The organism is Amaricoccus macauensis (genome assembly GCF_049800915.1).
Classification (GTDB): Bacteria; Pseudomonadota; Alphaproteobacteria; order Rhodobacterales; family Rhodobacteraceae; genus Amaricoccus; species Amaricoccus macauensis_A.
This window is the reverse complement of record NZ_JBNAFY010000001.1, coordinates 212864-230923: the sequence shown is the minus strand read 5'-3', so window position 1 is coordinate 230923 and position 18060 is coordinate 212864. Positions and strand designations below refer to the sequence as shown.

13 protein-coding genes are annotated in these 18060 nt (G+C 65.8%); 6 read left to right on the top strand and 7 right to left on the bottom strand.

From position 1 onward, the window contains the following. Positions 1-55: 55 nt before the first annotated feature. From ACP15W_RS00945 to ACP15W_RS00935, 3 genes are all read right to left on the bottom strand, one after another. Complete coding sequence (locus ACP15W_RS00945) at positions 56-1042, bottom strand: glycosyltransferase (protein WP_424930953.1); 987 nt, start codon at positions 1040-1042, stop codon at positions 56-58. Between the two features lie 205 nt (positions 1043-1247). Next, positions 1248-2888 (bottom strand): hypothetical protein, encoded by a 1641-nt coding sequence (locus ACP15W_RS00940; RefSeq protein ID WP_424930952.1) that lies wholly within the window; start codon positions 2886-2888, stop codon positions 1248-1250. A gap of 141 nt (positions 2889-3029) precedes the next feature. After that, the gene (locus ACP15W_RS00935) at positions 3030-3767 is read right to left on the bottom strand and encodes a CDP-alcohol phosphatidyltransferase family protein (protein WP_424930951.1); all 738 of its coding nucleotides are present in this window, start codon (positions 3765-3767) and stop codon (positions 3030-3032) included. Between the two features lie 498 nt (positions 3768-4265). Between ACP15W_RS00935 and ACP15W_RS00930 the strand changes: the two genes are divergently transcribed. Further along, positions 4266-5825, top strand: a complete 1560-nt coding sequence (locus ACP15W_RS00930; RefSeq protein WP_424930950.1) for a GMC oxidoreductase — start codon at positions 4266-4268, stop codon at positions 5823-5825. A gap of 21 nt (positions 5826-5846) precedes the next feature. Next, the gene (locus ACP15W_RS00925; RefSeq protein ID WP_424930949.1) at positions 5847-6026 is read left to right on the top strand and encodes a hypothetical protein; all 180 of its coding nucleotides are present in this window, start codon (positions 5847-5849) and stop codon (positions 6024-6026) included. Positions 6027-6041: 15 nt separating this feature from the next. On the opposite strand, the gene ACP15W_RS00920 is transcribed toward ACP15W_RS00925, so the two are convergent. Next, entirely contained in the window at positions 6042-7262 is a 1221-nt protein-coding gene (locus tag ACP15W_RS00920) for an aminopeptidase P family protein (RefSeq protein ID WP_424930948.1), read from the bottom strand. A 38-nt stretch (positions 7263-7300) separates the two neighbouring features. On the opposite strand from ACP15W_RS00920, the gene ACP15W_RS00915 reads away from it, so the two are divergent. Then, complete coding sequence (locus ACP15W_RS00915; RefSeq protein WP_424931589.1) at positions 7301-7627, top strand: thioredoxin family protein; 327 nt, start codon at positions 7301-7303, stop codon at positions 7625-7627. On the opposite strand, the gene ACP15W_RS00910 is transcribed toward ACP15W_RS00915, so the two are convergent. From ACP15W_RS00910 to ACP15W_RS00900, 3 genes are all read right to left on the bottom strand, one after another. After that, entirely contained in the window at positions 7605-8624 is a 1020-nt protein-coding gene (locus tag ACP15W_RS00910) for a Fe(3+) ABC transporter substrate-binding protein (RefSeq protein WP_424930947.1), read from the bottom strand. The two genes, ACP15W_RS00915 and ACP15W_RS00910, sit on opposite strands and share 23 nt — an antisense overlap. Before the next feature lie 100 nt (positions 8625-8724). Continuing rightward, positions 8725-13413: a translocation/assembly module TamB domain-containing protein gene (locus ACP15W_RS00905; protein WP_424930946.1), complete on the bottom strand. Its 4689-nt coding sequence runs from the start codon at positions 13411-13413 to the stop codon at positions 8725-8727. Beyond that, a complete protein-coding gene (locus ACP15W_RS00900; protein ID WP_424930944.1) occupies positions 13410-15293 on the bottom strand; it encodes an autotransporter assembly complex protein TamA in 1884 nt (627 codons plus the stop codon). Before ACP15W_RS00900 ends, ACP15W_RS00905 begins: the two co-directional genes overlap by 4 nt. Before the next feature lie 249 nt (positions 15294-15542). On the opposite strand from ACP15W_RS00900, the gene rfbC reads away from it, so the two are divergent. From rfbC to rfbD, 3 genes are read left to right on the top strand one after another with little or no spacing between them, the layout of a single operon-like run. After that, a complete protein-coding gene (gene rfbC / locus ACP15W_RS00895) occupies positions 15543-16109 on the top strand; it encodes a dTDP-4-dehydrorhamnose 3,5-epimerase (RefSeq protein WP_424930943.1) in 567 nt (188 codons plus the stop codon). Then, on the top strand, positions 16109-17167 hold the full coding sequence (gene rfbB, locus ACP15W_RS00890) for a dTDP-glucose 4,6-dehydratase (RefSeq protein WP_424930942.1): 1059 nt from the start codon (positions 16109-16111) through the stop codon (positions 17165-17167). Before rfbC ends, rfbB begins: the two co-directional genes overlap by 1 nt. After that, entirely contained in the window at positions 17164-18033 is an 870-nt protein-coding gene (rfbD, locus tag ACP15W_RS00885; protein WP_424930941.1) for a dTDP-4-dehydrorhamnose reductase, read from the top strand. Before rfbB ends, rfbD begins: the two co-directional genes overlap by 4 nt. The last annotated feature ends 27 nt before the right edge of the window (positions 18034-18060 follow it).

The following is an 18060-nucleotide window of genomic DNA, read 5'->3' as shown; positions in this document are numbered from 1 at the left end:
CAGTCTTCACTCCGGGCAACCAGCGCAACGTCCGTTGCCAGTCCATGCCATGGTTCTATTGCGTTTCCATGACACGAACCACGTCAACCCATTCGGCCAGCCGCCGGTCGCTGAGGGCGCGGCTGCGCTCCTCCAGTTCAGTGCGCCGGTCGAGAGCCTCGCGCAGCGTAGCAGAAATTCCCGGCGAAGTATTGGGTGTCAGAAGAGCCGCCGATCCGAACATCGCCCGCAGAACCCGCGTGTCCGAAAGGACAAGCGGGCGCCCGGCCCCGAGCGCCTCGTTCGCGACACTGAGCTGGATGCCCTCCTCGCTGGTCAGGCCCAGCACGACTGCGGCCCCCTTGAGCGTCGCGTCGTAATCCTCCAGCGGGATGAAGCCGGTGAAATTGACGTTCTCCGGCGCGCCCTCGGTATAGCCCTGCGCCTCGGCCCGCGCCCGGTTGCCCGTCACCCGGAACTCCACGTCCGGAAGGGCGCGCGCTGCCTCGAGCAGCACCTCGATCGGTTCGTCGGACTTGAAGGAGCACGGTACGAGCACATAGGGCCGCGCAGCTTCCGCCACATTGGCGTCGCCCTGCATGTTCGGGGGCGGCGGGTCCTCCACCACGAGAAGACGCTTGCGATCGACGCCAAGCCGCGCGGCCTCTTCGAGCGACTCGCTGTTGTGCACCATCACGGTATTGCACCGGTTGAGAACGCCAAGCGCGCCGGGAACCTTCGCCCAGGGCGGGATCAGAGCCTCGTGATGGGTATCGGCCACGATGCCGAACCGCCTGAAAAGGCGCAGGACCACGAGGATATGCGGAAGGAAGGTGGGCGGCGATTGCACCCAGACCCGCTTCGGGCGCCGCGTGAGCACGAGCCAGGACGTCCGCAGGGCCTGCCAGACATAGCCCAGCGGCTTCAGCCACTTGGTCTCGAAGGGCGACGGCACGAAATGCAGTTCGAAGCCCAGAACCTGCTGCATCGACAAGGCCCGACGCTGAAAGTTGATCCAGGCGATATAGAGATCCCCGGAACAGTCGACGGGAGGCTTGTCCATCCAGAGCACCCTTCAGTCAGCAAGAGGAAGAGCCGCGATCCTGCCGCGACGCGCCTTCCGTAGCACTCGCTCCACGCGTCCGACAAGACGCATGTCCCGCCAGGGTTACGGGCGTTGTCATACGGATCACACGTCGCACCCTGGCCGGAGGGAGCCGCCTTGCCCCCGCCAGTCCTCCGACTCGCCCCCGCCAGTCCTCCGGGCCTCAGTCGCTCAGGGCATCCCGCAGCACCCGGGGCGAGCCCTTCATCCGGTGACCGCCGGGCATCGTCAGGTCGGCCTCGATATCGATATCTTCGGGCATCCCGGCGAAGGTTTCGCGGCTCACGCCGTCGATCTGACCGCGCACCCGGATCTCGTCCATGTCCACATCGCATTCCGGAAGCTTGACGAGCTTCTGGTTTTCGAGATCGCGCAGGTCGAGCCCGTCGATGAGGATGTCCTTCACCTTGATGTTGCAGGTCTTGAAGCGGATCGGGGCGCGGCTCAGGGGCCGCGACTGCGCGTCATCGATGCCGTCGAAGGTGATGTCGCGGATATCGCCGAGATACCCGGCCCGGCGACTGTCATTGTCCTCGACAAAGGCGACCAGCTCGCGCGCGCAACAGGCGACGACGAAGGGCCCGACATCCACCTGGGTGCTGTCGGCGATGGCGAAGACGACGCCCGGTTCGGTCGTCACCGGATCGGGGGCTTCGTGGCGGACACTGCCGCCCGCGATCGAGATCCGGTCGGAATGGCTGATGCGGATGAGATGGGAGGCCTTCGCATTCTCCCCCGATTGCCAGAACGGATCGATGATGGTCACATCCGCGAAGTGGATGTCGCGCACCCGTCCCTCCACGCCCGGGTTCAGCTTGATGGCCGAGGCCGACTGTCGCCGGATGGTGAGCGGCGCGAAGGTAACATCCTCCGAGGCAAGCCCCTGTCCGTCGCCGCCACCGCCGAACCGGATCGCATGCTCGGCCGCATCACCGAGATCGAGGGGCCCGAAGGTCCCGTGTCGCACGCCGGAGAGGAGCAGGTTGTTGCGCCCCGGCGCCTCGTTCGGGGAAAGTGGCGAGCGCCCCCATTGCCGCCCGCCGCCGATCTCGAAATTGCTCACGTCAAAGAGGCGGATGCCGCGCACGATGCTCTCGAACTCGTGCCAGCCGAGCCGGAACCCGTCGATCCCGCCATCGGGGTCCATGACAAGGAGCGGCCGGCCGAAATTGCGGCTGCGCATGAGGCCAATCTCCACCCCGTCGCCCACGACCTGAACGGCATTGGCGTCAAGCTGGGTGTCGGCCGCGATGTCGAGCACGCCGATGCTCGCGCCGCCTTCGATCAGGATCGAGGGGGACTGGCGCCGGGTCTCGATCGCGGCACGGTAGATGAGCGTGTCCCAATGGGCGCCGCGCCCCACGTGCAGGATGACCTTGTCCTTCGGTTTCCCGATATAGCGCAACTCCGCGCCGGGGTTGCTCACGACCGTATCGGGCGGCACGTCGAGCCGGCGAAACCCGTATGTCCGGCCCGATGTCAGCCGCACGCTGCCCGTGGAGAAGGCCGCTGCGAGCGCATCCGTGTCGTCACTACCGTCGCCCCGCGCACCGAAATGCTCGGGCGTGGCGGGCAGGACGGGCCGCCAGCCCGGCAGATCCGCGATGATCCGGGCCGCGGGATCGGAGCGGTAGAGCACACCGCCCGCCGCGATCGGCTGCCCCGGCTCCGCGGTGAGACCCTCCGCCACGCGGGCGACGAGATCGGCGCGGCTGAGCGCACCCTGCTCTTGCTGGGCCAGAGCCGCCTGCCCATGGATCAGAATGCCGAGAACAAGCGCCAGGCGCGCGATCCGACCAATCATTGCACTTCCGCCCTCCCGCCGAGCCTCCAACCGGGCGCGACACCCGCGCACGGACAGTGACATCAACCGGATCCGCCCGTCCGGTCCAGTGGGTTTGAGGAATTGTCACGCATTCGCGATCCGAAACCGGCCCAAACGGGCTCAGGCATCGCTGAACCGGGGCTCCCCAGCCTCGTCAGCCTCTTTCACCTCGTCGGGCGGAATGATCTGCATGAGGATGCCCGCGAAGAGCAGCCAGAGACTGGTGGCCACGAGCAGCCAGTGCTGCAGGGGCGGCGCGTTGAAATCCATGAACACGCTCAAGGCCGCGAGCAGGAACCAGAGCATGAGCACCGCGAGATTGGCCGGGCGCCAGCGCCGGGTCCGCACGGGATGGATGAATTTCAACCCGGTGAACTGCCCCAACCCCAGAAGCAGCACGAAGAGGACGATGAACCAGCCGGGCGGCGAGGTCACGAAGAGCACCAGAAGCGGCATGTGCCACACGCCGGGAAACCCGACGAAGCTGTTGTCCTGGGCCTTCATCCGCGTATCCGCGTAGTAGATCACGCTGGTCAGACACATGAAGAGCGCCGCGGGCATGGCCCAGATGCCGGGCACCAGCCCGGAACCGATCAGGGCGAAGGCCGGGATGAAGACATAGGTCAGATAGTCGATCACCAGGTCGAGGATTGTCCCGTCCCAGTTGGCGGCGTTCCGCTTCACGTCGAACTTCCGCGCAAGCGGCCCGTCGATGCCGTCGACCACCAGACCGATCCCGAGCCAGAGAAACATCGCCCGCCACTCCCCGGCGCTGGCCGCGACAAGGGCCAGGAGGGCTAGGGCGGCGCCCGTTGCGGTGAACAGATGGACAGCGAAGGCGGAAGGTTTCGTTCTCATCCCCCCTGAGTAATGCGTCATGCCACCTTCATAAAGCGACTTCTGTGTCACAGGGGCGAATTTGCGTTCGCCGAATGTCATGAGCGCTTCTCCGCGAGCCCCGAACCCTGATAGGATTATCCGCAGAGCGAGATGATTCCGGAATTGGCCGGACACCCGCACAAAACCACACATCGACAACCCCCGTCCCATCGCGGACCTGCGACGGCCCGACGTGAGCATTCTGGAAGGTGCTTCGAATTTTATGTATTCATCATTTTTTGTCTTTATGAATGGAAGAATCCGATATAGTATTCGCGATACGGAATTTGACCGTAATATTTAGATGACCCACGAATTCTGCAGAATTACGCAGCATGGACACATGTTTGTTTTCGAAACGCGCGTGCCGGTGAATCGCAGACCGAACTGCGGGCATCGGATGTTGTGCCGCTCCACCCCCCTCACACGCAGAAACCGGGGCATGGAGCGGATGTACATGTCAGGAGGACGAGTACGATGATCCTCGATGCACAGAATGCGGATCGCGCATTCTTCGACAGGACCTTCGACGCCTGCATCGTCGGAACAGGACCGGCAGGCATGAGTCTCGCCCGCAGGCTGGCAGCGCACGGCTTCAGTGTCGCGCTCATGGAAGGCGGCGGGCTCGACATCACGGCGGAGAGCCAGGAGCTCTACGAGGGCGATATCGTCGGGTTGCCCTATTACCCGACCGACATCACGCGCCTGCGCTTCCTGGGCGGCTCCTCGAACCACTGGGGCGGACGCTGCCGCGCGCTCGACCCCTATGACTACCGGGCCCAACCCCATCACCCGCTCAGCGGCTGGCCCATCGGCTGGGAGGATCTGAGCCCCTATGCCGCGGAAACCGAGGCGATCCTCGACCTTCCGCCCTCCGAGGCGACCCCGGACGAAACCGTCGAGGGCGCCGAGGAAGACCTCTTCCTGCCCGGATTCCGCTTCAGCTATCCCCCGACCATGATCGGCCGGAAATATCAGGACGAAATCGACGCCTCAGACCGCATCACGCTCGTCGTGAACGCGAACCTGGTGGACATCCGCATGAACGGGAACGGCACGGCGGTGGCCGGGACCGTCTTCAAGTCCTATGCCCCCGAGGATGGGGGCTTCACCGTGCGCGCCCGCTCCTACTGCCTCTGCCTTGGGGCGCTGGAAAACCCGCGTGCGCTTCTCAACGCCAACAGCCAGTTTCCCAAGGGCATCGGCAACCAGCACGATCTCGTGGGCCGCTATTTCTGCGAACACCCCACCTATCTCGTGGGCGAGGTCCTGTTCGAGGACCGTGTGCCCCCCAAGACCGGCTTTGCCCCGACCCCCGAATTCATGCAGCGCGCCGGATGCCTCAATTTCAACGCGCTGCTCAACACCCATGCGCTGCACCTCAAGACCGAGGCCATGCGGTCCGTCGCCTGCACATCGGACTTCATGACCGAACTGGCCGAGCGCGTGCTGGGTCGGCCGTTCAAATGCGATGTCGGCGGGATCGCGCGGTATTTCGACGCCCTCAAGACCGACGAATTCCACAAGGGCGAGATCGGATGCATCGCCGAACAGGCGCTGAACCGGGACAGCCGCGTTCTGCTCTCGGACACGAAGGACAGGTTCGGTCTCCAGCGGCTTGCCATCGACTGGCGTCACAGCCCGCTCGATTTCCAGACCTACCGGGCCTGCGTCACGGTGATGGGGGAATACCTCGCCAAGGAGCATATCGGCCGGGTCAAGGTCGCGGACTGGCTCATGGACGAGGACCCGACGCCGCCTGAAATGGGAACACCCGGCCATCAGGTCGGCGCGCACCACCACATGTGCACCACTCGGATGAGCGAAAATCCTCGGGAAGGCGTGGTGGATGCCAACTGCCGGGTCCACGGTGTCGGCAACCTCTTCATGGGCGGCAGCAGTGTCTTCGCGACCGCCGGACACTGCAACCCGACCTACACCATCGTCGAACTCGCGCTCCGGCTTGGCGACCACCTGTCCGAGGAACTCGCCGGAGGCAATCTGGCCTCGGTTTCGGACGATTCGGTCATTCGCTGAACAAGGGACAAGGACGCAGACATGAAAACCACACGCCGCACCGTCTTCAAGCTTCTCCTGGCCAGCGCCGCCTCCCTGTCCCTGCCCCTGCCGTTTGCGGGCCGTGTGCCGCCCGTGAAGGCGACACCGGGATTTCACATGGTCAACGGCTGGATTCTGACCGATGCCGACGTGGAGGCCTTGCGCAAGCTCGAAGCCTGAACCGGGCCCGGTCGCTCACCCCCGGATGACATTCGCCTCCGGGCCGTAGGGGAAGCCGGTGATGTTCTCCGCACCGGCCTCGCCCACCACGAGGATATCGTGCTCACGGTAGCCACCCGCGCCGGGCGTGCCCTCCGGCACCCAGAGCATCGGTTCCATCGAGACCACCATCCCCGGCGCCAGCACCGTGTCGATGTCTTCGCGCAGTTCCAGCCCCGCCTCGCGACCGTAGTAGTGGCTCAGCATGCCGAAGGAATGCCCGTAGCCGAAGGAGCGGTATTGCAGGAGACCCTCGTCCGCGAGGAACCGGTTGATCTCGGCGCAGATTGCGGAACAGCTCATGCCCGGCCGGATCAATGAGAGACCAATCTCGTGGGCGGCCACATTCGCCTTCCAGAGCCGCATCGAGGCCGCGTCCGGCGCGCCGAGGAAGAGCGTGCGTTCCAGCGCCGTGTAGTAGCCCGAGATCATCGGGAAGGCGTTGAGGCTCAGGATGTCGCCCATCTGCAACGCGCGCGTCGTCACCGGGTTGTGTGCGCCATCGGTGTTCAGCCCGGACTGGAACCAGACCCAGGTGTCGCGCAACTCGCTGTCGGGATGGGCGCGGGCAATCTCGGCCTCCATCGCATCGCGCCCGGCCATGGCCACGTCGATCTCGCGCGTGCCCTCCCGGATCGCCTCGCGAATGGCTGCACCGCCCAGATCCGCGATCCGCGCGCCTTCCCGGATCAGGGCGATCTCCTCCTCCGACTTGACCATGCGCGCCGCCATCGTCGCCGGGGCCACGTCCACTAGCGTTTCGGGTGACACCGCCGCCTCGAGCGCGTCACGAGCCGCCAGGGTCAGGTGATCGCCTTCGATCCCGAGCCGCCCCACCTTGCCCGCAAGCCCGGCGACCGCGTGCCAGAAATTGCCGCGCTGCCAGTCCGTATAGATGACGTTGTCGCAATGGCTGCGCCGCCAGGGCTGCCCGGCATCGATGTTGGCCGAAACCACGGTGCAGCTCTCCTGCGTCACCACGAGCCCGTAGGGCCGACCAAAGCTGCAGTAGAGAAAGCCCGAGTAGTAGGCGATGTTGTGCATCGAGGTGAGCAGCACCGCGGGCAGATCCTGCGCGGTCATGATCGCGCGCAGGCCGTCGAGCCTGCGGGCATATTCCGCCGAGCTGAACGGCAGTGGTGCCCGCTCTCCGTTGTGGCAGATGAAAGTCTGGGGGCGTTCCTGGATGGACTGCATGTCATGCCCTCGTCCAAAACGTCCGGGCGTACAGGACAATCAACACAAGGGCGCGGCGACGCCATCGCCGGCCAGCGGGAAAGCTACCGCAGCGCCCGTTCCGGATCAATATCGCAGTCGATGTGGAGAAAATCTTGGACCCGAGATCCATCGCCATGGCCAGTGTCGTATCCACGCCCGGCGTCTCGGTCGATGGCACGCTCGTCCACGCGGGCGGATTGCCGAAACCCGAGAGGCTGCGGGAATGGCTGATGGCCCGACCCCACAGAGAGGCAGCGTCAGGCAGGACCACATGCGTGGCAGAACGCGCCCGGACCGCTCAGGTCCGGGCGCCTTTACGTATTAGGGCCAGCCGACCGCGTTGAAGATTTCCTGCGCCTTGGCCTGGTTCTTGCCAAGCTCGTCGAGGTTGAGCGTATCCTGCTCGAATTCCCCGAGCGACGCCGCGACCTCGCCCACCGGCACACCGGGCACGGCCGGGAACTCGTTGTTCTGATCGGCGAAATGCGCTTGGGCTTCCGGCGTGGTCAGGAACTCGAGGAAGGCTATCGCGTTCTCGCGGTTCTTCGCATGGGTCACCACACCGGCTGCGGCGATGTTCACATGCGTGCCGGTGGTTTCCTGGTTCGGGAAGACAATCCCGATGCTGTCGGTGCTGCCGGTGACGCCCTCGACATCCTGCGCGAGCGCACGGGCGAAATAGTAGCTGTTGGCGACCGCGATGTCGCAGGCCCCCGAAACGATGCCGCGCAGCTGGTCGGTGTCGCCGCCTTCGGGATCGCGCGCGAAGTTCTCGACCACGCCTGCCGCCCATTCCTGTGCTGCTTCCTCGCCCTCATGCGCGATGATCGAACCCATCAGCGAGAGGTTGTAGATGTTGGAGGAGGACCGGATGCACACCTGCCCCTCGTAAGCCGGATCGGCGAGATCGGCATAGGTCTGCGGCGGGTTCGAGACCCGGTCCATGGAGTAGAAGATCAGCCGCGCGCGCTGGGACAGGCCATACCAGTGACCCTCCGGGTCGCGCAGGTGCTCGGGAATGCGCTCGTCCAGAACCTCGGATTCGATGGGCTGCAACAGACCCAGCTGATCCGCGCGCCAGATCCGGCCCGCATCCACCGTCAGCAGGATGTCGGCCGGGGACTGTTCGCCCTCGGCCTGCAGCCGCGCGTTGAGCTCGTCCGCCTCACCTTCGAGCCGGTTCACCTGGATGCCCGTCGCCTCGGTGAAGGCCTCGTAGAGCGCATCGTCGGAATCGTAGTGGCGCGACGAATAGACGTTGACGTCCTGTGCGAGAGCCGGAAGCCCCGCCAGAAGTCCGGCGATGGCCGTTGTCATCAGAGTTGCGCTGCGAACTGACATGAAATCCCCCAAGATCGTCGGCCCGATTGACCGAGTGTTTTCGTCAGGGTTATTTCACCCGCAGGCGCCGCGGTGTCAACAGAAAGCCCGACAAATTCGCTCAGTAATCTCGCTCGAAGAAGATGCCGAAGATCGTGTTGCCATCGCTCCCCACCGAACCGCGCGCGGTGAAATTGTCGTTCACGTCGTAGACGATCTCCGCCCGGCTTTCGCCTTTGCTGTCGGTCTGCACGTCGAGATAGACATCGTCCGCCACGTATTTCCCGGCGCTGACGGCAGTTGAGCCGTCCTCCGCCGTGAGCACGTCGAGATTGTCGAGCCCGGTCGCACCGCGAAGCTCCGAGAGGATTCCCGGCCCGCTGCTCACCCCGGCAAGCTCCGCTGCCGCGGCCGCAAGCTGCGCCAGCTGGAAGGGCGAGAGGTCCTGCGCGGCCCGGTTGAAGAGCAGCCGCGAGAGCACCTCGTCCTCGGGCAGTTCCGGCGAGGAGGAGAAGGTGATCTCCGGGTCCGAGGCGCGCCCGGAAACCGTGACGATCGCGGTCACATCGCCCGAAGTGCTCTCGGCGACGAAATTGATCAGCGGGTCCAACTCGCCATCAAGCTCGAGCGTGCCTTCGGTAAAGTCGATCCGCTGCGTCAGGATGGAAATCCGGCCCCGCCGCATCTCGAACTCCCCGACCGGCGCCGGATCGGACGTTGTGCCGCCGATATCGACCGCACCGCCCAGTTCCGCGTCGAGGCCGCGGCCACGAATGAAGATCTGGTTCGGGGCGGTAACCTCGATGTCGAGCGCCAGCCCGCCGCTGCCGCCATCGCCGCCGGAGCCGCCGTTCTCGTCACCGGACAGGTTGACCTGGGCGCGGTCCAGCGTGCGGACCACGCGCGGCGGCGGGCGCAGGTGCCGGATCTCGTCGACCGCGGCACCGGCGGAGCCGCCCAACCCCTCCGCAATTGAAATCTCCGTCTTCTGAAGCACGATGTCGCCGGAAATCCGTCCGCCGCCCGTCAGCGGCCCCGTCACGTCCAGTTCGCCGTCGAGCCCGGTGGAGAGGAACGCACCGTCAGTGTAGCGGATCTCGTCGAAATTGACCGTAAGATCCGCCGGGAAGCCCTGTGCCGCCGCAAGCGAAACGGTGCCGTTCGCAGTGACATCCCCACCGGCGGCCGATTCCGCACGGAGCCGGTTCACCACCACCTGCGTCATGTCGAGCGCCACATCGAGCGAGATGTTCTCAAGCCTCAGGTTGGTTTCGGGGTCGGTGAAGGTACCATTCGCCAGCGTGATCGTGCCGTTGGTCTGCGGCTCGGCGAGCGACCCGGTTGCGGAGGCATCGATATTTAGCTGGCCGGTGGCGCTCGCCGCGCGCTGCGCCAGAACCGGCGTGGCCATCTGGAGCGGCACGACACCCGAAAGCCGTGCGTCGAGCCCGTCGCCGGAGAGCGGGATCCGCCCGCCGCCGCTGAGATCGAAGCCGTATGGGCCGGTTGCCTGAAGCGTGGAGAGCGTCACCGCGTTTTCGGCGAAATCCCCGGCCACGTTGAGGGCGAAGGGCGGCACGTCGTTGTCCGCCAGGATCGAGGCCGTCAGCCCGTCGCCGGCTATGTCGAAGGTGACTTCCGGCGCGCTCTGGGCCCCGCTGATCTGCGCCTGCCCGGTGAGCGTGCCGCGCAGCCCCTGCCCGCCGGCCAGCCGGTCGACCATGGCAAGCGGGAAGGACGCGAGATCGACGGTCAGGTCGAAATTCTTCTCCGCCGCGAGCGGAACCTCGCCATCCGCGGTCAGCGACAGCGTGGAGTTCGCGCCCGTCAGATCCGCATCCACGGTGAGGATCTGGTCGGATGTTTCCCCCGAAGCATCCAGCGAGATCGCCGGAAGCCCGATCGAATCGCCGTAGCCGGACCCGAGTTCGTTGCCCGCGAGGTCGAAGGAAATGCTCGGCGCATCCCGCTGCCCGGTGATGTCTGCCCGGCCCGAGAGCGTCCCGCGCAGATCGAGCGCGGGCCGGATCAGGTTGCCCACCGTCAGCGGCACCTCGGAGAGATCCACATCCAGGCTCAACTCGTCCGATACCGCGCCCTGTGCGCTCAGGTAGCCGTCGCCGAGATCGAGCCGGAGCGGCGAGATATCCACGTCTCCGCCCTGCACGGTGATCGTGCTCGGCTCGGCCAGCGTGGCCGCAAGCGTGTCCCGCCGGATGTTGATTTCCTCGAGATCGACCTTGAAGCCGTTGTCGGGCAGCGCCTCGAGAACGCCTTCCAGATCCGCGAGCGTGCCGATGGCGAGCCGCGCGTTGGTATCGATGCGGGTGCTGGCATCGCCCTCGCGGGTGGCCCTCGTGGTGAGCGAGGCGATATCGACCCCGCCCGCCGTGATTCCGGAGCCGTTGATCTCGCCCTCGGCCATGGGAACGCCGGTCAGGTCGGTGATGTCGAGATCCGCATAGAGATCGTCGAGCACCGTTTCGCCGAGCGCAAAGCCGTTGATGGTCGCGCGCACCGAGAGATCCTGCCGAACCTCCTGTTCTTCGGCGTCACCACTGGCCTCGCCACCGAACTCGAGCGCGGCATAGACCGTGCCCGCCAGATCAAGCGCCGCCACCTCTCCGATCTGCCCGAGATCGGGCGCGCGCAGGTCGAGATTGCCCTCGATGGGCTGGCCCTCTTCCCGCGAAAGATCCCCCGCCAGGCTCAGCGCCCCGAAGGAAAGCGCCAGGTCCTGCACCGATTGCGCCGCCTGCGAGGCCTCGATGGCCCCGGCCAGGTCGAGCGCCAGATCGGCGATGGAGCCCGTGCCGTCGAGCTGGCCGCGAACCGTGTCGCCATCCTTCTCGCCGTCGAAGCCGATGCGCAGGTTGCGGGCGGCCTGATCCATGATCTGCCCCTCGGGCAGCGCGATCGCCGCCTCGAGACTGACCGGCTGCCCCTGCCCGGAGGCGCGTCCGTCCACCGTCAGCGCGCCCGCGAACCGCGGATCGACAAGCCCGAGATCCTCGATGCGCGCAGAGACGTCGATATCGGTGCTACTGCTCGAGATGCTGCCGTCGGAACTGACCTCGAGCTGCGGATTGCGGATGCTCAGATCCTCCGTGCGGATGCCCCGCTCGTCGCGCACGGCCCGACCCGAGATCAGCGTCTCGCCCGCGAGCAGCCCGTCCGCCCGCGGATCGCCCACCTCGAGATCCGAAGCCGACCCGTCGAGCGTGAGGTCGAACTTGCCCGCCGCGGCATCGACACTGCCGTTCGCCCTGAGCGTCACGCCACCGCCGAGATTGCGGTTCGCAATGCCCGAAAGGATCGCGAGATCCGGCACCCGGACCGACGCCCGACCGTCATATTCCAGCCCGTCGAGCAGACCGGACACGAAGAGCGAGAGACTCTCGCCCGTGACCTGGACCTGGCGCAGATCGATGGGCGCACCGGGCGGAAGCGCGGCATCCACGAAGAGATCGAGCTCGCTCCCCAGGGCCTCGGCCACCTCCGGATCGGTCGAGGACACCCCAGTTGCGCGCCCCTCGATGTTGACCGTCACGTCGCGCGCCGCCGGATCGTCGAGGTTCTGCGCACGCCCGCCCATGTCGAGGGTGAAATCCTCGATGGTCAGCCCCGCGGCATCGAGACGATCGAGCGCCACGATGCCGTCCCAACGCGAAGCCCCCCCGTAATTGAGATAGAGAATGGCCGAGTTGAGCCGCGTCTCCGCACCCGGCACCGGCAGCAGCACCGGCTCGTCCGCCGGATCGCCCAGGGAGCCCGAAAGGTTGAGACTGCGCAGGAAGTTGTCCTCCGCCGTTTCCAGCCGGCCGTTCAGGTTCATCACCGCGCCCTGAAGACCGATCAGATCAAGACGCACGCCCCCTTCGGACTTGCTGACGCCTGCAAGGTCGATCCGGGTCTCGCCCGCGAAGAAATCCCGGTATTGCGCAGGAATGAGCGGCCCGATCTCGCCCCTGAGCCCGAGATCGAACCCCTGTCCGTCCTCCTGGCCGCGCAGCGCAAGCACCCCGTCCGCAAGCGTCGTCTGGTCCGCCTGAAGATCGAAATCGATATCCACGTTGTCGAGCGGGCCTTCGCCCGCGACCGTGAGCGAAAGCGGCGGCTGGCCTTCGATGTTGGCCAGAGTGGAGAGCAGCCCGCCCGCCGGCTCGTTCAGATCAAGATCGACCCGTATCTGCCTGTCTTCGTTGGCATAGTTGGCCTCAAGCGTGATGGTGCCGCCCGGCTCGTCCAGCCGCCGGATATCAAGCCCCGACTCCAGCGCGCCGTCCTCCAGCGCGGCATTGCCCTCGAGCCGGAAGTCGAAGGCCTCGCCCGCCACATCCTCCCCGACAGAAACCGTCTCGGCCAGAAGCCTGTCGAGCCGCACGGCCACGGGAAGATCGGGCAGCGAGAAGGGCTCGTCCGATTCCGCCTCCACCTGGGGTGCGGTCTCGACCGGGATCGGCTTGCGGATCAGGTCGATCCTGTCGAAGCTCAACTCGTTGATCGCCACCCGCCGGCGCAGCAGCGCCAGCCGGTTCCAGTCCAGCACGACATTCTCGATCCGGAGCCAGACGCCCTCGTCATCGGCCACGGTGATCCCGCCGATTCGCGCCTGCGAGGAAAGCGCGCCTTCGACCCCGCTAAGGGTGATCTCGCGACCCGGCCCGGAGATCTTCTCCTGGATGAAATTGAGGATGAACCCGTTGTCCGTGGCCTGATCGGCGTCCGCGTCAGCCGTTTCCTGTTCCTGACCGAAGGCGGCAAGGCCGAGAACCAGCGTGGCGCCGAGTATTGCAGCAAACCGTCTCAAAACGCCTGTCCGATCCCGATGTAGATGCCGAAGCTGTCATCCCCCTCCTTCTTGTCGAGCGGAACGGCCGCATCGACCCGGAGAGGCCCGAAGGATGTATAATAGCGCGCGCCGAGCCCCACGCCGACCCGAACGTCGCCCGTGTCGGTGAAATCGCTGCCCGAGTTGACGAGCCCCGCATCGACGAAGCCGACCGCGCCGAAGCTGCTGTCGCCGAAGCGGTAGCGTGTCTCGAAGGAGGCCTCCGCGAGGCTCCGGCCACCGGTGACGATATCGTCGCCGTCGTCATCCGTCCCGTCGACACCGATGGAGTTGTAGGCGTAGCCGCGCACGGAGCCACCGCCACCAGAGAAGAAGAGCATGTCGGGCGGGCTTTCCGCGATGCTCGCGCCGACGAAGCTGCCGATCTTCGCCCGGCCCGCGAGCACGAGGTTCTTGTCCTCGCCGAACCCGCGATACACCCGGCCCTCGAAGGTGCCGCGCACGGCCGTGTTGCCGTATTCGAACTCGTGATAAGGCAAGAGTTCCGCCTGGAGGTAGAAGCCGCGGGTCGGGTCGAACTCGTTGTCGCGCCGGTCATAGGTGCCGCGCCCGATCAGCCCGAACGTGAGGAAGTCGCGGGTGCCGAAATCATCCTCGTAGCGCGCCCGCTTGAACTGTCCGTAGAGCTCGCCGCTCAGGTTGCGCGAGAACTCGTGGGAGAAGCCGCCCTGCGCGGTCAGCGAAGTTTCGCGGTAGGTGTCGTAATCCGACTGGTTGGCGACCAGCGATGTCACGAGCTTCGTGTCTGGCGTGAGAACACCGGGCTTCGTGAAGGTCACGCCGGCGTTGTAGTCGTAGTTTTTCCAGTCGGACTCGGCGATCAGCCCCTCGATACTCGCATCGAACCGCAGCCGTTCCGCCTTTCCGAAGAGGTTGCGGTGCAGCCAGTAGGCGGAGAGCCCAAGGCCGTCGATGGTGGAATAGGTGCCGCCGAAGCCGAGTCCCCGGCGCTTGCGATCCTTGAGCACGGCATTGATGGGCATCTGCCCGTCGGGTCCGAGCGTTTCGGCCTCCACCAGGCGGATCGAATCGAAAACGCCGAGGTTGGAGAGCCGATCGCGCGCATCGCTGATGTCGTCGGGGTCGTATTCGCCGCCCTGAGGCAGGTCGATCATGTAGTTGATGAACTCGGGATCGACCCGCTCGCTCCCGCGGTTCGAGACCGGGCCGTAGACGACCTTCGGGCCGGGGTCGAGCGTGACCGAAACATCGAGCTGGCTGGTGGAATGGTCGGCGACGACCTCCCGCCCCGCTTCCTGCGCCTTGGCGTAGGAAAGCTGCCGCCACTGGCCGATCGTCAGGCTCGATGCCGAATTGATGGCGCTCAGCCGGGCATCCTCGCCGGTCTCGAAGCCGACCGAGGAGGGCGGCTCGAAAACCGAATTGTCCTCCCGCACGAGGGGCGGCGCATTCACGATCTCGGTCTCGCCGAAGCTGAAGACCGGCCCCGGCTCCACGCTGATGACGACCTGCGAATTGTCCGGAATATCCGCGGCGAGCGTCAGGTCGGCAACCTCCGCCCCATTGGCCTGGATGCTCACCCCTGCCCCGAAATAGCCATCTGAATAGAGCGCACCCAGCACGCGGCGGTAGTCGCCCCGGCTCCGCGAGAGAAGCCCGGCCTTTCCGGCCACGGGCTCCTCGCGCTTGTCCCAAAGGGACGAGGCGGATTCGATGGTGCCCCGAACATCGTCGGGCGCGACAATGGTGACGGAATAGTTCAGCGGATCGGGAATATCGATCTTGCCGGTCTCTTCCTCATCCTCTCCCCAGAGCTGGATTCCGAAGAGCTCGAACGCATGTGCCGGTGCGACCGGATGCAGGAAGGAAGCGGCCATGAGCCCCGCCCCCAAAGAGCGTATCACAAGTCTGCCCATTCCCGTCGCTCACCCTCAAACTCTTTTGGCCAAGATATCTTAATGACGTCGAGTGGCAAGGCACAGTCTCCAGGTGCGATGCCATTGGCCTGCTTTCATGGGGAAACGGCAACGGATTGCAAAGGTTCCGTCAATTATGTTGCCGACAAATCGGCGCTACGTCCCTCAAGGCGCTGGACAGGGTCGTGAGGCTTGGAATACTCAATCGCCATGGACATGATAGATACACGCATTCCGGATGTTAAAGTCCTCACGCCGAAGCGTTTCGGCGATCATCGGGGCTATTTCTCCGAGACATGGAATGCCGCCCGCATGGCCGATCTCGGCCTGGTCTTCGATTTCGTCCAGGACAACGAAAGCCTCTCCGCCGAGCCGGGCACGCTCAGGGGGCTGCACTATCAGGCCCCGCCCTTCGCCCAGACCAAGCTGGTGCGCTGTGCCACCGGCGCGATCCTCGATGTTGCGGTGGATGCCCGGCGCGGCTCTCCCACCTACGGCCAGTGGGCGGCGGCGCGGATTTCCGCCGAGGAAGGCAACCAGATTCTGGTGCCGCGCGGGTTTCTTCATGGTTTCGTTACCCTCGTGCCCCAGACGCAGGTAATCTACAAGGTCGACAACCTCTACGACAAGGAAAGCGACGGCGGTGTCGATTGCTTCGACCCGGATCTGGCCATCGACTGGGGCATCACCCGCGATGAGGCCACGCTTTCGGGCAAGGACGAGGATCTGCCGGCCTTTCGCGACTTTGTATCGCCGTTCGAGTATGGAGAGTTCTGATGAAACTCATGGTAACGGGCGGGGCCGGGTTCATCGGCTCGGCCGTCGTGCGGCAGGCGATTGCTGACGGCCACGCGGTCGTCAATCTCGACGCGCTCACCTACGCGGCCAACCTGCCCAATGTGGCAAGCGTCGCGGACAGCCCGAACTACACCTTCGAGAAGGCCGACATCCGCGACCGCGTCGCTCTCGACCGGATCTTCGCCGCGCACCAGCCCGATGCGGTGATGCATCTCGCCGCCGAAAGCCACGTCGACCGCTCCATCGACGGGCCGGCCGAGTTCATCGACACCAACATCACCGGCACCTACACGCTGCTCGAAGCCGCCCGCGCATACTGGGGCGGCAGCCGCGACAAGCCGGGCCGCGATTTCCGCTTCCACCACATCTCCACCGACGAGGTCTTCGGCACGCTGGGCGAGACCGGGCTCTTCACCGAGACCACGCCCTACGCCCCCAACTCGCCCTATTCCGCCTCCAAGGCCTCGAGCGACCACCTCGTGCGCGCCTGGGGCGAAACCTACGGCCTGCCGGTGGTGCTCTCGAACTGCTCGAACAACTACGGCCCCTTCCACTTTCCCGAGAAGCTCATCCCGGTGGTGATTCTCAACGCGCTCGCCGGCCAGCCGATCCCGGTCTACGGCAAGGGCGAGAACGTTCGCGACTGGCTCTTCGTCGAGGATCACGCCACGGCCCTTCTCAAGGTCGTGCAGGACGGGCGCCTGGGCGAAAGCTACAACATCGGCGGCAATGCAGAGGCCCGCAACATCGACATCGTCACCAAGATCTGCGCCCTGATGGACGAGCTCTCCCCCGCGGGCGCGCCCCACGACAGGCTCATCACCTTCGTGACCGACCGTCCGGGGCACGACTTCCGCTACGCCATCGACGCCTCCAAGATCCGCGCCGAACTGGGCTGGGAACCCTCCGTCACCCTCGACGAGGGCCTGCGCCGCACCGTGACCTGGTATCTCGAGAACCGCGACTGGTGGCAGGCGATCCAGGCCCGCGGCCACACGCTCGAACGCGTCGGGCTCAAGGAAGCGGGGAAATCATGAAGGCGCTCGTCTTCGGCAAGACCGGACAGGTCGCCCGCGAGCTCGCGCATCTCGCCCCCGAAATGGACATCGAGGCCGAATGCCTCGGGCGTGAACAGGCGGACCTGACGAACCTCACCGCCCTGACCGAGGCCATCGAGGCCACCGATGCCTCCATCATCGTGAACGCCGCCGCCTACACTGCCGTCGATCAGGCCGAGGACGAGCCGGAGCTGGCCCACAAGGTGAACGCGCTGGCCCCCGAGGCCATGGCCAAGGCCGCCGCCGCGCGGGGCCTGCCCTTCCTGCACATCTCCACCGACTACGTCTTCGAAGGCGCGCCCGGAGATCCGAAGACCGAGATCGACCCCACCGGGCCCACCACCGAATACGGCCGCAGCAAACTCGCGGGCGAAAAGGCCGTGGCGACCTCGGGCGCCGATGCCGTCATCCTGCGCACGGCCTGGGTCTTCTCGGTCCACGGCAAGAACTTCCTCAAGACGATGCTCAACGTCGGCAAGGGCCGCGATGAAATGCGCGTCGTCGGAGACCAGCACGGCCAGCCAACCGCGGCCCGCGACATCGCCCGCGCGCTCTGGACCATCGCGGGCGCCTACGAGGTCGGACGCGGCCAGCCCGGCACCTTCCACTTCGCCAGCCAGCCCGCCACCACCTGGGCCGGTTTCGCCAGCGCGATCTTCGAGCGCGCCGGCTGGGCGCCCGGCGAGACCCCGAAGGTCACCGCCATCGAAACCCATGAATGGCCCACCAAGGCGGCGCGCCCGGCCGATTCCGTGCTGGACTGCTCCGCCATCATGGCCGCCTACGGCATCGACCAGCCCGACTGGCACGCCTCGCTCGACGAGGCGATCCGCGAGCTCACCTGAACGACCGCCCCGAGAGAGGGAAGAGGA

Excerpts from the sequence above, each read along its gene's own strand:
- ACP15W_RS00920 (WP_424930948.1), bottom strand. The coding sequence starts at position 7,262 with ATGCAGTCCATCCAGGAACGCCCCCAGACTTTCATCTGCCACAACGGA.
- ACP15W_RS00925 (WP_424930949.1), top strand. The coding sequence starts at position 5,847 with ATGAAAACCACACGCCGCACCGTCTTCAAGCTTCTCCTGGCCAGCGCC.
- rfbD (WP_424930941.1), top strand. The coding sequence starts at position 17,164 with ATGAAGGCGCTCGTCTTCGGCAAGACCGGACAGGTCGCCCGCGAGCTC.
- ACP15W_RS00910 (WP_424930947.1), bottom strand. The coding sequence starts at position 8,624 with ATGTCAGTTCGCAGCGCAACTCTGATGACAACGGCCATCGCCGGACTT.
- ACP15W_RS00945 (WP_424930953.1), bottom strand. The coding sequence starts at position 1,042 with ATGGACAAGCCTCCCGTCGACTGTTCCGGGGATCTCTATATCGCCTGG.
- ACP15W_RS00930 (WP_424930950.1), top strand. The coding sequence starts at position 4,266 with ATGATCCTCGATGCACAGAATGCGGATCGCGCATTCTTCGACAGGACC.
- ACP15W_RS00900 (WP_424930944.1), bottom strand. The coding sequence starts at position 15,293 with ATGGCCGCTTCCTTCCTGCATCCGGTCGCACCGGCACATGCGTTCGAG.
- rfbB (WP_424930942.1), top strand. The coding sequence starts at position 16,109 with ATGAAACTCATGGTAACGGGCGGGGCCGGGTTCATCGGCTCGGCCGTC.
- ACP15W_RS00935 (WP_424930951.1), bottom strand. The coding sequence starts at position 3,767 with ATGAGAACGAAACCTTCCGCCTTCGCTGTCCATCTGTTCACCGCAACG.
- ACP15W_RS00940 (WP_424930952.1), bottom strand. The coding sequence starts at position 2,888 with ATGATTGGTCGGATCGCGCGCCTGGCGCTTGTTCTCGGCATTCTGATC.
- rfbC (WP_424930943.1), top strand. The coding sequence starts at position 15,543 with ATGGACATGATAGATACACGCATTCCGGATGTTAAAGTCCTCACGCCG.